Source organism: Mesorhizobium sp. C264A, assembly GCF_040324515.1.
GTDB lineage: Bacteria > Pseudomonadota > Alphaproteobacteria > Rhizobiales > Rhizobiaceae > Mesorhizobium.
Genome location: NZ_JAMYVY010000002.1, coordinates 1,097,895 through 1,111,161 on the forward strand (window position 1 = coordinate 1,097,895; position 13,267 = coordinate 1,111,161).

General features: G+C 63.1%; 16 protein-coding genes. 7 read left to right on the plus strand and 9 right to left on the minus strand.

Going from position 1 to position 13,267, the window contains the following annotated elements; genetic code table 11:
* Positions 1–5: 5 nt before the first annotated feature.
* The 5 genes from NKL04_RS24265 to NKL04_RS24285 all read right to left on the minus strand — a co-directional run bounded on the left by NKL04_RS24265 (position 6) and on the right by NKL04_RS24285 (position 5,264).
* Entirely contained in the window at positions 6–1,331 is a 1,326-nt protein-coding gene (locus NKL04_RS24265; protein WP_023672293.1) for a bifunctional folylpolyglutamate synthase/dihydrofolate synthase, read from the minus strand.
* Positions 1,332–1,393: 62 nt separating this feature from the next.
* Positions 1,394–2,320 carry an acetyl-CoA carboxylase, carboxyltransferase subunit beta gene (accD, locus tag NKL04_RS24270; protein WP_023702073.1) on the minus strand — a complete coding sequence of 309 codons (927 nt, stop codon included), beginning with the start codon at positions 2,318–2,320 and terminating at the stop codon, positions 1,394–1,396.
* A 101-nt stretch (positions 2,321–2,421) separates the two neighbouring features.
* Positions 2,422–3,261, minus strand: coding sequence for a tryptophan synthase subunit alpha (gene trpA, locus NKL04_RS24275; protein WP_023702072.1), 840 nt, complete (start codon positions 3,259–3,261; stop codon positions 2,422–2,424).
* 2 nt (positions 3,262–3,263) lie between these two features.
* Positions 3,264–4,514 carry a tryptophan synthase subunit beta gene (gene trpB, locus NKL04_RS24280; protein WP_023702071.1) on the minus strand — a complete coding sequence of 417 codons (1,251 nt, stop codon included), beginning with the start codon at positions 4,512–4,514 and terminating at the stop codon, positions 3,264–3,266.
* 90 nt (positions 4,515–4,604) lie between these two features.
* The gene (locus tag NKL04_RS24285; protein ID WP_352724497.1) at positions 4,605–5,264 is read right to left on the minus strand and encodes a phosphoribosylanthranilate isomerase; all 660 of its coding nucleotides are present in this window, start codon (positions 5,262–5,264) and stop codon (positions 4,605–4,607) included.
* A 109-nt stretch (positions 5,265–5,373) separates the two neighbouring features.
* On the opposite strand from NKL04_RS24285, the gene NKL04_RS24290 reads away from it, so the two are divergent.
* A complete protein-coding gene (locus tag NKL04_RS24290; RefSeq protein WP_023672288.1) occupies positions 5,374–5,592 on the plus strand; it encodes a hypothetical protein in 219 nt (72 codons plus the stop codon).
* 18 nt (positions 5,593–5,610) lie between these two features.
* On the opposite strand, the gene NKL04_RS24295 is transcribed toward NKL04_RS24290, so the two are convergent.
* From NKL04_RS24295 to NKL04_RS24310, 4 genes are all read right to left on the minus strand, one after another.
* Positions 5,611–6,369 (minus strand): M48 family metallopeptidase, encoded by a 759-nt coding sequence (locus tag NKL04_RS24295; RefSeq protein WP_023702070.1) that lies wholly within the window; start codon positions 6,367–6,369, stop codon positions 5,611–5,613.
* A 198-nt stretch (positions 6,370–6,567) separates the two neighbouring features.
* Positions 6,568–7,053 (minus strand): DUF2852 domain-containing protein, encoded by a 486-nt coding sequence (locus tag NKL04_RS24300; protein WP_023672286.1) that lies wholly within the window; start codon positions 7,051–7,053, stop codon positions 6,568–6,570.
* A gap of 117 nt (positions 7,054–7,170) precedes the next feature.
* Complete coding sequence (locus NKL04_RS24305; protein WP_023702069.1) at positions 7,171–8,313, minus strand: benzoate/H(+) symporter BenE family transporter; 1,143 nt, start codon at positions 8,311–8,313, stop codon at positions 7,171–7,173.
* A 6-nt stretch (positions 8,314–8,319) separates the two neighbouring features.
* Positions 8,320–9,090: an alpha/beta hydrolase gene (locus NKL04_RS24310; RefSeq protein ID WP_023693062.1), complete on the minus strand. Its 771-nt coding sequence runs from the start codon at positions 9,088–9,090 to the stop codon at positions 8,320–8,322.
* Between the two features lie 247 nt (positions 9,091–9,337).
* On the opposite strand from NKL04_RS24310, the gene infC reads away from it, so the two are divergent.
* The 6 genes from infC to NKL04_RS24340 all read left to right on the plus strand — a co-directional run bounded on the left by infC (position 9,338) and on the right by NKL04_RS24340 (position 13,265).
* Positions 9,338–9,874 carry a translation initiation factor IF-3 gene (gene infC / locus NKL04_RS24315; protein WP_023744911.1) on the plus strand — a complete coding sequence of 179 codons (537 nt, stop codon included), beginning with the start codon at positions 9,338–9,340 and terminating at the stop codon, positions 9,872–9,874.
* A 132-nt stretch (positions 9,875–10,006) separates the two neighbouring features.
* Positions 10,007–10,645, plus strand: a complete 639-nt coding sequence (locus NKL04_RS24320; RefSeq protein ID WP_023681388.1) for a methyltransferase family protein — start codon at positions 10,007–10,009, stop codon at positions 10,643–10,645.
* A 183-nt stretch (positions 10,646–10,828) separates the two neighbouring features.
* Positions 10,829–11,032, plus strand: a complete 204-nt coding sequence (gene rpmI / locus NKL04_RS24325; protein ID WP_006201248.1) for a 50S ribosomal protein L35 — start codon at positions 10,829–10,831, stop codon at positions 11,030–11,032.
* Positions 11,033–11,071: 39 nt separating this feature from the next.
* The gene (gene rplT, locus NKL04_RS24330; RefSeq protein ID WP_023672281.1) at positions 11,072–11,473 is read left to right on the plus strand and encodes a 50S ribosomal protein L20; all 402 of its coding nucleotides are present in this window, start codon (positions 11,072–11,074) and stop codon (positions 11,471–11,473) included.
* A gap of 251 nt (positions 11,474–11,724) precedes the next feature.
* Complete coding sequence (gene pheS / locus NKL04_RS24335; RefSeq protein ID WP_023702068.1) at positions 11,725–12,822, plus strand: phenylalanine--tRNA ligase subunit alpha; 1,098 nt, start codon at positions 11,725–11,727, stop codon at positions 12,820–12,822.
* Positions 12,819–13,265 carry a GFA family protein gene (locus NKL04_RS24340; RefSeq protein ID WP_023696009.1) on the plus strand — a complete coding sequence of 149 codons (447 nt, stop codon included), beginning with the start codon at positions 12,819–12,821 and terminating at the stop codon, positions 13,263–13,265. The genes pheS and NKL04_RS24340 overlap by 4 nt, the downstream gene beginning before the upstream one ends.
* The last annotated feature ends 2 nt before the right edge of the window (positions 13,266–13,267 follow it).

Consider the following 13,267-nt stretch of genomic DNA (forward strand, 5'->3'; position numbering starts at 1 on the left):
TGGCTTCAGGTTGGCGGCGTGCCGTTTTCGGCCAGCACCGCGCCGGCGAGATATAACGACCCCCCGATCAGGATGCGTGGCGCCGGCCCGTCCCAGGTGTCGCGCAGCAGCATCAGCGCACTGGCGACGGAACTGACCGGTTCGGCCGTGAGGCCGGCTTCGGTCGCCCGCACCGCCAGCTCGTCATTCGGCACGCCGGCATCGCTCATGCTCACCGGCACGGTGTAGACGTGCCGAGCCAGGCCCTTGAAGGCGTGGAAGTAGCCGCTCTGGTCCTTGGTGTTGATCATGCCGGAGATCAGAAACAGCGGCCGCGGGTTCTTTTCCTCCTGCTCGGCCAGCGCCTCGGCAATGACCATGCCGGCGCCCGGATTGTGGCCGCCGTCGAGCCAGATGTCGGCGCCCTTGGGCGCCAGCTCCATCAGCCGGCCCTGTACCAGTTTCTGCATGCGGCCCGGCCATGCGACGCTCGCCATCGCCTTCTCAGTGGCGCGATGACTGATTTCGAAACCGGTGGCCTTGACGGCGGCAATCGCTGCCGCCGCATTGGCGAACTGGTGGCGCCCGGGCAGGCGCGGTGGCGGCAGGTCCATCAGCCCGTCCTCATCCTGATAGACCATGCGGCCGTTTTCCTCGAAGGCGAGAAAATCCTGGCCGTAGACGAAGGTCGGGCAATCCAGCCGCTCGGCGGTTTCGATCAGCACTTGCAGCGCCGTCTCGCTCTCCTGCGCGCCGATGACCACCGGGCAGCCGCGCTTCATGATGCCGGCCTTTTCGGCGGCGATCAGTTCGACCCGGTCGCCGAGATAGGCTTCGTGATCCATCGACACCGGCATGATCACCGACACCGCCGGCCGGGCAACGACATTGGTGGCGTCGAAGCGGCCGCCAAGGCCGACCTCGATGATGGCGGCGGCAGCCGGATGCTCGGAAAACAGGATGAAGGTGACGGCGGTTAGGATTTCGAAGACGGTGATCTTCTGGCCGGCATTGGCCCGGGCGACGCGGGCGATGGCCTCGGCGAAGGTCTCGTCGTCGACCAGCCGGCCGCCGCCCTCGGCCGCCAGCCGGTAGCGCTCGGCCCAGTTCACCAGATGCGGCGAAGTGTGGACATGGACAAGGTGGCCGCCGGCTTCGAGCAGCGCGCGCGAAAAGGCCGCGCACGAGCCCTTACCGTTGGTGCCGGCGATATGGATGACCGGCGGCAGCCGCTCCTGCGGATTGCCGAGGCGTTCGAGCAGCCTTGTGATGCGGTCGAGCGAAAGGTCGAAGCCTTTCGGATGCAGCGCCATCAGGGCTTCGATTTCACGATCTGCGGCAAGCGTTGTCATGAGCGAATCCTACGCATGCGCGCAGGTGCACGCAATCGCGGTTTGCGGCCAGAAATGTCGCGTCAGGCTTGCGGGCGGGCTTCCGTCGGGATGACCGACGGCGGCAGGATTTCCGGCTCCAGCGGCTTTTGCTCCTGCGGCAGTTTGAGCAGGATTTTCAACAGCCGTGAAATCGTCTCGCGCAGTTCCAGCCGCGACACCACCATATCGACCATGCCGTGCTCCATCAGATATTCGGAGCGCTGGAAACCGTCCGGCAGTTTCTCCCGGATGGTCTGCTCGATGACGCGCGGGCCGGCAAAGCCGATCAGCGCGCCGGGCTCGGCAATGTGGACGTCTCCCAGCATGGCGTAGGAGGCGGTAACGCCGCCGGTGGTCGGATTGGTCAAGACGACGATGTAAGGCAGGCCGGCTTCCTTCAGCCGGTCGACGCCGATCGTGGTGCGCGGCAACTGCATTAGCGACAGGATGCCTTCCTGCATACGCGCGCCACCGGAGGCGGCAAACAGGATCAGCGGCCGCTTGCGCTGCAAGGCGATCTCGAAACCGTGCACGATAGCGTCACCCGCGGCCATGCCGAGCGAGCCGCCCATGAAGGCGAAATCCTGCACCGTCACCACAACCGGCAGGCCTTCGACCGTGCCCAGCGCGTTGATGATGGCGTCTTCCAGGCCGGTCTTGGCCTTGGCGTCCTTCAGCCGGTCCGTGTAGCGCTTCTCGTCGCGGAACTTGAGCGGGTCCTGCACGACCTTGGGGTTCTCAAGCTGCTCGTATTTGCCGTCGTCGAGGAAGAATTTCAGCCGTTCCTTGGCCGAAATCTTCATGTGATGGCCCGATGACGGGATGACGAACTGGTTGGATTCCAGGTCCTTGTGAAACACCATCTCGCCGGTCTCGGGATCCTTGATCCAGAGATTCTCGGGCATGTCGGTGCGCCGGCCGAGCATCGAATTGATCCTCGGGCGAACGTAATTGGTGATCCAGTTCATCGCTTCGGCTCCTGTCCTGACGAAGAGTTGGCTCGTGCATGTCGCCCAAAAGTGGGAACCGGTTTTGGGATAACGACTTGCACAAGGCCTAAGTAGGGAAACTATTCGGCAGCAGCAAGGCGGGCCGAACGCACGCCCTGAGACAGTCCGCTGACCAGGGTGGCGACGGCCTCGGCCGGGTCGGCGGTCTTCTCGCCCTTCGGTCCCAACACATTGGCTACCGCGTTGACGATCGCGGTGCCGACGACGACGCCATCGGCATTGGCGCCGATAATGCGCGCCTGCTCGGCGGTCTTGACGCCGAAGCCGACGCAGACCGGCAGATCGGTGTGGCCCTTGATGCGCTTGACCGCGGCGGCAACCTTGCCGGTGTCGGCCAAAGCCGAGCCGGTGATGCCGGTCATCGACACGTAATAGACGAAGCCCGACGTATTCTGCAGCACCTTGGGCAGGCGCTTGTCGTCGGTGGTCGGCGTTGCCAAGCGGATGAAGTTGATGCCGGCCTTCAGCGCCGGAATGCAGAGTTCTTCGTCCATCTCCGGTGGCAGGTCGACGACGATCAGCCCGTCAATGCCGCTGGCGATGGCGTCCTTGAGGAAGCGATCGACACCGTAGATGTAGATCGGGTTGTAGTAGCCCATCAGCACGATCGGCGTTTCATTGTCGGTGGCGCGGAAATCAGCCGCCGTCTTCAGCGTCTTGACCAGGGTCTGGCCACCTTTCAGCGCCCGCAGGCCAGCGGCCTGGATCGCCGGTCCATCGGCCATCGGATCGGAAAACGGCATGCCCATTTCAATGATGTCGGCGCCGGCCTTGGGCAGCGCCTTCATGATCGACAAAGCGGTGTCATAGTCGGGGTCGCCGCTCATGAAATAGGTGACGAGCGCCGGGCGGCCCTCGGCTTTCAGTTTTGCCATGCGGCGGTCGATGCGGGTCACCATGATCAGATCTCCATGCCCAGCATCGAGGCCACTGTGTGCACATCCTTGTCGCCGCGTCCCGACAGGTTGACGATGACGATCTGGTCCTTGTCCATATCAGGCACGATCTTCACCGCATGCGCGATGGCGTGGGCGGATTCCAGCGCCGGGATGATGCCTTCGACGCGCGTCGTCAGCTTGAAGGCCTCCAGCGCCTCGTCGTCGAGGATCGGCACATATTCGACGCGGCCGGAATCGCGCAGCCAGGAATGTTCGGGGCCGACGCCCGGATAGTCGAGGCCGGCCGAGATCGAATGGCCGTCGAGGATCTGGCCATCGGCGTTCTGCAGGAGATAGGTGCGGTTGCCGTGCAGGACGCCTGGCGCGCCGGCATTCATCGAGGCGCAATGCTCGATGCCGTCGAGGCCGCGGCCGCCGGCTTCGATGCCGATGATGCGGACTTGCCTGTCGTCGAGGAAAGGATGGAACAGGCCGATGGCGTTGGAGCCGCCGCCGACAGCCGCGATGATGGTGTCGGGCAGCCGGCCTTCCTGTTCGAGGATCTGGGCGCGCGCCTCGATGCCGATCACCGACTGGAAGTCGCGCACCAGCTCCGGATAGGGATGCGGGCCGGCGGCAGTGCCGATCAGGTAATAAGTGTCCTCGACATTGGTGACCCAGTCGCGCAACGCCTCGTTCATGGCGTCCTTCAGCGTGCCGTGGCCGGCGGTGACCGGCCGCACTTCGGCGCCGAGCAGCTTCATGCGGAAGACGTTGGGGCTTTGGCGGGCGACGTCGGTGGCGCCCATATAGACCACGCAGGGAAAGCCGAAGCGCGCCGCGACTGTGGCCGCCGCCACGCCGTGCTGGCCGGCGCCCGTCTCGGCGATGATGCGCTTCTTGCCCATGCGCTTGGCGAGCAGAATCTGACCGAGGCAATTGTTGATCTTGTGCGAACCGGTGTGGTTCAGGTCCTCGCGCTTGAAATAGACCTTGGCGCCGCCCCCGAGGCCCTTCGCCGAGGAAACCTCACGAAGATGTTTGGTCAGGCCTTCGGCGAAATACAGCTTTGACGGCCGCCCGGCATAGTGGGTCGAGAGGTTGGTCAACTCGGCCTTGAAGTCCGGATCGTTCTTGACCTCGTTCCAGTGCCGCTCGAGGTCGAGGATCAGCGGCATCAGCGTCTCGGCCACGAAGCGGCCCCCGAAGATGCCGAACATGCCCTGTTCGTCGGGTCCCGTGCGGAAGGAATTGGGTGTCGCCGGCTTGTTCATCGCCGATCTCCTGGTCTTGGTTCTGAGCATGTCTTATCGGAAAACCGGTTCCCACTTCTCCGGAACATGCTCGGGTTCGAAAGAAGTGCCTCAGGCAGCGCGGTCGTCGCGCGCGGCCCTGACGGCCTGGAAAAACTGCTCGATCAGCGCCGGATCCTTGACGCCCGGGCCGCTTTCCACCCCCGACGAAATGTCTATCGCGGGCGGATTGGCGGATCTCAGGGCATCGCCGATATTGGCGGCGTTGAGCCCACCGGAAAGCATGTAATCGAGCCCGGCGTCAAGGCCGGCCAGGATGCGCCAGTCAAAGGCGACGCCATTGCCACCCGGAAGTTGCGAGCCCTTTGGCGGCTTGGCATCGAACATGAAGCGATCAGCAACGCCGATGAACGGCTGTAGCCGCTCGAGATCGGCAGCCTCACTGACGGAGAACACCTTCATGACAGGCGAGCCGTAGCGGGCTTTCACCTCGGCCACCCGCTCGGGCGTCTCCGTGCCGTGCAGTTGCAGCATGTCGGGTCGCATCTTTTCGACGATCTCGTCCAGGAAGGCGTCATCGGCATCGACCGTCACGGCAACCGCCAGGGCCTTGCCGATTGCCGCCTGGCGCAGGCGGCCGGCTGCCGCAGGCTCGACATAGCGCGGGCTCCTGGCAAAGAAGATGAAGCCGACATGGCTGGCGCCGCCGGCCAATGCCGCGGCCGTTGCATCATCGGTCTTCAATCCGCAGATCTTGATATCGAGCGCCATGGCGCGGGGATTGGCACGAAACCGGCCAAGAGTCGAGAAAAAGCATGCTGTTTGCCGGCAACGCCAAAGGCGCTACCTATTGATGGGAGAAGCAAGGCGGAGCAGACGAATGGCCGACCAGAGCATAGCCGAACTCAGGCAGAAGATCGCGCAAGCGCGCGACGTCATCGCGCATCTGATGCAAAAGGCCGCCTTCGACGGGGCAGAAGCGCACCGGGTCCTGGATTATTTCGGCAGCGATGCGTTCGAGCAGAATTTCCTGCCATGGCCGCGCCATGGCGACGAAGGGCTGCGGCCTGAAGAGCTTAATGCGGCCAATGATGATTGAGCGCGGCGCTGGCGCAGGCTAATCGAACACAATCGCCTGCAACGCCCCACCATTCCTCTTCAGCCAGTCCTTGCAGCGGTCGGTGTCGGGGCAGAGCTGCTCGCACAGTTTCCAGAATTTCGGGCCGTGGTTCATCTCCTTGAGATGCGCCACTTCATGCGCGACCAGGTAGTTTATCACCGGCGTCGGCGCCATCATGATGCGCCATGAGAAGGACAAATTGCCGTCGGAAGTGCAGGAGCCCCAGCGGCTCGACGTGTCCTTGAAGCGGATCGCCTTGGCGCGCTTGCCGATGGCTTCGGTATGCTTGACCACCAGCTTCTCGATGTCCTTCTTGGCCTCGCGCTTGAGGAAATCGGCGATGCGGCGCGGCAAATGTATGCGCTCGCCATGGACGATCAGCAGCGGACCGCGCTCGTCGCGCGACACGGTGACGGTGCCGCGTTTCGACGGTTCGTGGACGATGCGATGCGCGACGCCGCGTATCGGGATCTTGATGCCGGGGCGCACTTGCGGCCGTGTCGGTACCTTGGCCAGACGCTGCTCCAGCCAGTCCTGGTGGCGGTGAAGGAATTTCTCCACCTCGCCGCGGCGCAGGCCCGGCGGCACGGTGATGCGCAGCCCCTGGCCGCCCGAATCGATGCGCAGCGTCAGCCGCCGTGCGCGGGCGCTCTCGACGATCCTGAGCGGCAGTGTGCGGCCGGCAACGACGTGCTCTCGCTCTTCGACAGGCGAGGGTTTTGGTTTGGTCAGGTTGCGGAAAAAGCCGAAGGACATGGCTGAACGATACGCGATTCGAGGAAAACGACCAGAACAAAAAAGAAACGGCGCCGCTCGCGCGACGCCGTCCATCATGCCAAGGCCTGTCCTACAGCGCCGCGCGTCTCTGACGCGCACAGGACGCTATAGCACTCTAATTTGGCGCATGAACCTTTCCGAAAATCGGTTCCGATTTTCGGGGTCATGCGCGCAGCCTCAGTCGTCAAGCAGGTTCGGGCCCTTGCGCTTGGGGGTCGCGGGCTTGGCCGTTTCGGCCGAGCCTGTCTTCGCAGGCGCCGTCGACTTGTTGCGGTTGGCCATGAAGCGGTCGAACTCGTCCTGGTCCTTGGCGCGGCGCAATTCGCGGGCGTACTCATCGAACTCGCTCAGCATCTCGTCGAGCTTGCGACGCTCTTCGGCAAGGCGTTCGAGTTCCTTCTCGCGCCAGTCGTCGAAAGCGACATTGCCGGTGCGGGCCGAACCGTGGCCCCAGCGCGCGGCCTTGTCGGAACCGCGGCGGCAGCCGGCGAAGATGCCGTCCGTGGCGCGGTTGACGTCGCGCTTGAAGCCGTCAAGCCGGTCGCCCCAGATGATGTAGGCGAGCATGGCGAAGCCAAGCGGCCAGAACACCATGAAGCCGATCACCATCAGCGCGATGGTCGCCGGCGTCCAGGCCGGGCGGATCAATGCGGATGTGTTCATTTTCTCCCATTCCTTCGGTTGGAGACAGCCAAGAGTGGCTGCGTGGATTCGAAATGGGATGAGAAAAACGGCGATTCAAGATAACGTCCGCCAAAACCGGACAAGGGCCTGAAATGATTATCGCTTTTTGAGCGCTTCGAGGGAAAGCACGACCAGGCCAGCGACCAGACCCCAGAAGGCGGCGCCAACGCCGAACAAGGTCAGCCCTGACGCGGTGACCACGAAGGTGACCGTGGCGGCCATGCGCTGGTCCTCGTCCTTGAGCGCGATCGACAGCGCGTTGGCGAGCGATCCCATCAGCGCCAGGCCGGCTACCAGAACGATCAGGCTCTGCGGCAGGACGGCGAAGATAGCCACCAGCGAGGCGCCGAAAACCGCGAAAATCAGATAGGCAAGTGCATAGAAGGGTCCGGTCTTCCAGCGCTCGGCCGGGTTGGGATGGACGTCCGGCCCGGTGCAGATCGCCGCAGAGATCGCGGCCAGATTGGTGGTCGAGCCGCCAAACGGCGCCGACAGCAGCGAGAACAGGCCGGTGACGCCGATCAGCGAGCCGGGTTCGGGGTGATAGCCGGCGGCGCGCAAGACGGCGAGACCCGACAGGTTCTGCGACGCCATGGTGACGAGGTAGAGCGGCAGCGCCAGGCCGATGACAGCTGCGGCGCTGAAATGCGGGGCAATCAGCGTCAGCGTCGACAGTTCCGGCGCCGGCAGTCCGCCGACACGGCCTGTCAGGAATGCGGCGATGCCGCCGCCGATCAGCACCGCCAGCACCGACAGCGCCGGGTTGAACAGGCGAATGACGAAGAAGGCCGCGATCAGCGGCAGGATCAGCCAGGGATCGACCGGAATGGTCTTGACGGCATTGAGCGCGAAGGTGACGACGATGCCCGCCAGCATGCCGGACGCGACTGACGCCGGTATCCTTGATATCAGCTGGGTCAGCGGCTTGAACAGGCCGGTGGCGATCAACATCAAGCTGGTGACGATGAAGGCGCCGACCGCATCAGCCATGGTAAACCCGCTCGATGCCGCCATCAGCGCCAGGCCCGGTGTCGACCAGGCGGTGATGATGGGTATTTTCGTGCGCCAGGACAGCCACAAGCATTCGATCGCCATCGCCACGCACACTGCCGTCACCCAGCTCGCGGTTTCGGCTTGCGTGGCGCCAACCGCCTTGGCGGCGGCAATGACGACGGCCAGCGTGCCGCCGAAGCCGACGATTGCCGCGACAAAGGCGGATATCGGGATGGAAATGCGCATTCTTGCCTACCCCGCCCGCTGAACCATGTCGCCCACCGCCCTCAGCAGCATGTCGAGATCCTGCGGCCGCGACAGCCGGTGGTCGCCGTCGGGAATGAGCGACAAGGTGACGTCGTCGGCCGGCAGCAGCGAGACCAGCTTCAGCGCATGGCTTGCCGGCACATCGGCATCGGCCAGGCCCTGCAGGATGTGGACGGGGCAATGGGTATCGATCGGCCCGGTCATGACCCGGTTCGCCCTGCCGTCCTCGATCAGCGCGCTTGTGTAGATGTAAGGCTCGGCGGAATAGTCCGAAGGTTCTTCGAAAAAGCCTTTCTCCCGGAGGTCGCGCCTCTGTTCCTCCGTCAGAGCCGGCTCGACCAGCTCGGCGGTGAAATCCGGCGCCGGCGCGAGCAGCACCAGGCCAACCACATTGCTGTCGCCCGCCTTGCGCAGTTCCTGCGCCATGCGCAGCGCGATCCAGGCGCCCATCGACGAGCCGACCAGGATTTGCTTGCCCTCGGTGAAACGCCGGAAGACGGCGAGGCTCTCGCCAAGCCATTTCGAAATGGTGCCGTCGGCAAAGGCGCCGCCGGATTCGCCATGGCCGGAATAATCGTGGCGCAGATACGCGCGGCCTTCCCTTGCCGCCCAATCCGATAGCGTCTGCGCCTTCGTGCCCAGCATGTCGGATTTATAGCCGCCGAGCCAGACGATGCCGGGCGTTGCGCCCGAGGAATGGCGAACCGCGATATCAATGCCGTCGACATCCAGCAGGGTTGGGGTGGTCGCGGTCATGGCTGTGGATCAATCCTGGTTCTGGGGGCCTGATTGCGGGAGCCTGATTTTACTCGCCGGTCTTTTGACACAGGCACAGGCGAGGCGGAAAGTGCTCGCGACATCCTTTGTTTGGTGCAGGCCTGCGATCAGGGTGATTTTCTGTCAGCGCTGTGCTATTGACTCCGCCCGCGCGCTCACCACATTGGCGCGTCCTGAACATTTCTAGATTGAAACCCTGAACGAAACGGCCAAGGAGACCACGACCATTCGCAGACCTTTCAAAGCAGCGGCGCCCACCAAAGATGGCCCGCGCTCCAACCGTGATATCCGGGTTCCCCGGGTCCAACTGATCGACGCCGATGGCCAGAACCGCGGCGATATTTCCATCAACGACGCATTGCTGCTCGCCGAAGAGGCAGGGCTCGATCTGGTCGAGATCTCGCCCAATGCGGTGCCGCCTGTCGTCAAAATTCTCGATCTCGGCAAATTGAAATACGCCAACCAGAAGAAGGCGGCCGAGGCGCGCAAGAACCAGAAGGTCATCGAGATCAAGGAGATCAAGATGCGCCCGAACATCGACAGCCATGACTACGAAACCAAGATGAAGGCCGTGCGGCGCTTCTTCGAGGAAGGTGACAAGGTCAAGCTGACGCTGCGCTTCCGCGGCCGCGAGATGGCGCATATGGAACTCGGCATGCAGCTCCTGAACAAGGTGCGCGAGGAGACGGCTACCATCGCCAAGGTCGAAGCCGAGCCGAAGCTGGAAGGCCGCCAGATGATGATGGTGCTGGCCCCGCGCTAGATCAGTTCGGGCGTTGCGCTCTAAATCCGCCTGAATCCTGTCTCATGGCGTCCCGGCGATCGGCGGGACGCCGATTCTCCTGTCCAGACGCCGCGATCGCCGGCAAAGCTTCTCGACGATCGGATTCCCGACATGGCCAATGAAATCAACCCTGCGCCCATCAAGGAGCTGGGCGGCTACCAGCACATGCGCCGCATGGTGCTTGCGGTGCTGGTGGTGGTGCTGTTTGCGGCACTGCTGTTCGGCCAGTCGACCTTCCCGCCCGATACCCCGGTGCATGAAACGATCGAGATGGTCGGCGTGCTGCTGATCTTCCTTGGCGTCGTCGGCCGCTTGTGGTCGACACTCTATATCGGCGGGCGCAAATCCTCCGAAGTGGTCACCGGCGGCCCCTATTCGATCACCCGCAATCCGCTCTACGTGTTCTCGACCGTTGCCGCCGCCGGCGTCGGGGCGCAGATCGGCTCGTTCTCCGGCATCGTCCTGTTTGCGCTTTTGTGCGCCGGCGCCTTCCACATCGTCATCCTGCGCGAGGAACGGTATCTCAAGGAGGTTCTCGGCGCGCCCTATACAGCCTATCTGGCGCGGGTGCCGCGTTTCTTCCCCCAGCTGTCGCTCTACCAGGAAGGCGACACCGGCAGCTTCAAGCCGCGCCTCTTGCTGACCACCTTGCTCGACGGGCTGGTGTTTCTGGTGGCGTTGCCGGTGTTCGAGACCATCGATGGCGCCCAGCAATCGGGCATTCTGCCGGTGCTGTTTAGGCTGCCCTGATCGCGGAGAGAGCGTCGCAGCCGCTCGGGTGTTGCGCGCCAGCCCGCTTTGACGTATAGGACCGCCGTTCCAAGAAAACCGCCCGGCAGGGCATGCCGTGGCGGTTTCATTTGCTTTTCGGGCTTTGGTCCGCCCGAAGCGAACAAGAAGCGCGATTGTGCGCCACCAATACGGAGTAGCAAAATGCCCAAGATGAAGACCAAATCGGCCGCCAAGAAGCGGTTCAAGATCACAGGTACGGGTAAAGTCCTGTCGGCTGCGGCCGGCAAGCGTCACGGCATGATCAAGCGTTCCAACAAGTTCATTCGAAATGCCCGCGGCACGATGGTTCTGGCTGAACCGGATGGCAAGAAGGTCATCAAGAATTTTCTGCCGAACGGCCTCTGAGCATTCGGTTTCAGGAACAGCGTTTAAGGAGATCATGACATGGCACGCGTAAAAAGAGGCGTCACCTCGCACGCCAAGCACAAGAAGGTCCTGAAAGCCGCGAAAGGCTTCTACGGCCGCCGCAAGAACACCATTCGCATCGCCAAGCAGGCGGTCGAAAAGTCGATGCAGTATGCGTATCGCGACCGCAAGAACCGCAAGCGCTCGTTCCGCGCGCTGTGGATCCAGCGCATCAACGCCGCGACGCACGAGCATGGCCTGACCTATGGCCGCTTCATCGACGGCCTCAACAAGTCCGGTATCGAGATCGATCGCAAGATCCTGTCCGACATGGCCATCCATGAACCGCAGGCGTTCGCCGCACTCGTGGCCAAGGCCAAGGTCGCGCTCGAATATCTGAAGAACACCACCCCGAATGCTTTTGAAAGCGCTGTCGCCTAGAGCATGATGCCAAAAAGTTGCTGACTTTTTGGACAACATCATGCTCAGGGAAATTTAGCGAGGAGCGCGATCTTTCCGAAAAGTCTGCAACTTTTCGGGATCGGGCTCCGAGCCCAGCGCTTCCCAGCATTCGCAATTCTGATTGGGGAACCCGCGCTGGCACGGCTGGCGCGGGTTTTTCTTATGGCTGAACTTTCAACTTGAAAGTGACTTTCACCTCAAAGTTGACTCCCAACACAGCGAGTTTGACCGTGAACGACATAGCTACCGGCTTGGATACTCTCGAAAACTCCCTGCTTGCCGACGTCGCGTCGGCCGCCGATGAGGCTGCTATCGAAGCCGTGCGCGTCGCGGCTCTCGGCAAAAAGGGGTCGATCTCGGAATTGCTGAAGACACTGGGCGCGATGAGCGCCGAGGAGCGCCAGGTCAAGGGCCCCGCGATCAACGGCCTGAAGAACCGCGTCACCGAAGCGCTGACGACACGCAAGGTCGAGCTGAAGGATGTGGCGGTCACGGCGCGCCTTGCCGCCGAGACGGTCGACGTGACGCTGCCGGTGCGGCAATCGCCGGCCGAGCGCGGCCGCATCCATCCGATCAGCCAGGTCATCGACGAGATCGCGGCGATCTTCGGCGATCTCGGCTTTGCCATCGCAGAAGGTCCCGATGTCGAGAGCGACTATTACAATTTCACCGCGCTGAATTTCCCCGAAGGGCATCCGGCGCGCGAGATGCACGATACCTTCTTTTTCCAGCCGGACGAAAAGGGCGAGCGCAAGCTGTTGCGCACGCACACCTCGCCGGTACAGATCCGCACCATGGAGAAGCAGAAGCCGCCGATCCGCATCGTCATTCCCGGCAAGACCTACCGGCAGGATTCCGACGCTACCCACTCGCCGATGTTCCATCAGGTCGAGGGGCTGGTGATCGACAAATCGGCCAATGTCGCCAACATGAAGTGGGTGCTGGAAGAATTCTGCAAGGCTTTCTTCGAGGTGCCGCAGGTCAAGATGCGCTTCCGGCCGTCCTTTTTCCCGTTCACCGAGCCCAGCCTCGAGGTCGACATCCAGTGCGACCGCTCGCGGCCCGGCGAAGTGCGATTCGGCGAAGGCTCCGACTGGATGGAGATCCTCGGCTGCGGCATGGTCCACCCCAATGTGCTGCGCGCCGGCGGGCTCGATCCCGACGAATATCAGGGCTTTGCCTGGGGCATGGGCATCGACCGCATCGCCATGCTGAAATACGGCATGCCGGACCTGCGCGCCTTCTTCGACGCCGATGTGCGCTGGCTGTCGCATTACGGTTTCAGGCCGCTCGACATGCCGACGCTGTTCGGAGGTCTTTCCGCATGACGGCGCCGCACACGGGTGGCTGCCGCTGCGGCGCGGTACGGTTCGAGGCCTCGGTCGAACCGCACCATATCAGCTATTGCCATTGCGGCGATTGCCGGCGCGCCAGCGGCGCGCCGGTGTCGGCCTTTGTCGGCTTCCTGACCGAGCAGGTGGCTTTCACCGGCAAGGCGCTGAAGATGTACGAGAACGGGCCGGTGACGCGCTCGTTCTGCGGCATTTGCGGCTCGCCTATCGCCTATGTCGACGAGCGGCTGGAAGACCACATCTATTTCATGCTGGGCGCCATGGACATGCCGGCCTATTTCCGGCCGACGCACCATGCCTATGTGCGCGAGCAGCTGCCCTTCGTGCATATGCCCGACGACTTGCCGCGCCATTTGAAGACAAGCGTGCCCAGACCCGATGGACAAGGTCCGGGCGGGTACAGACAAAACGGAACATAGTG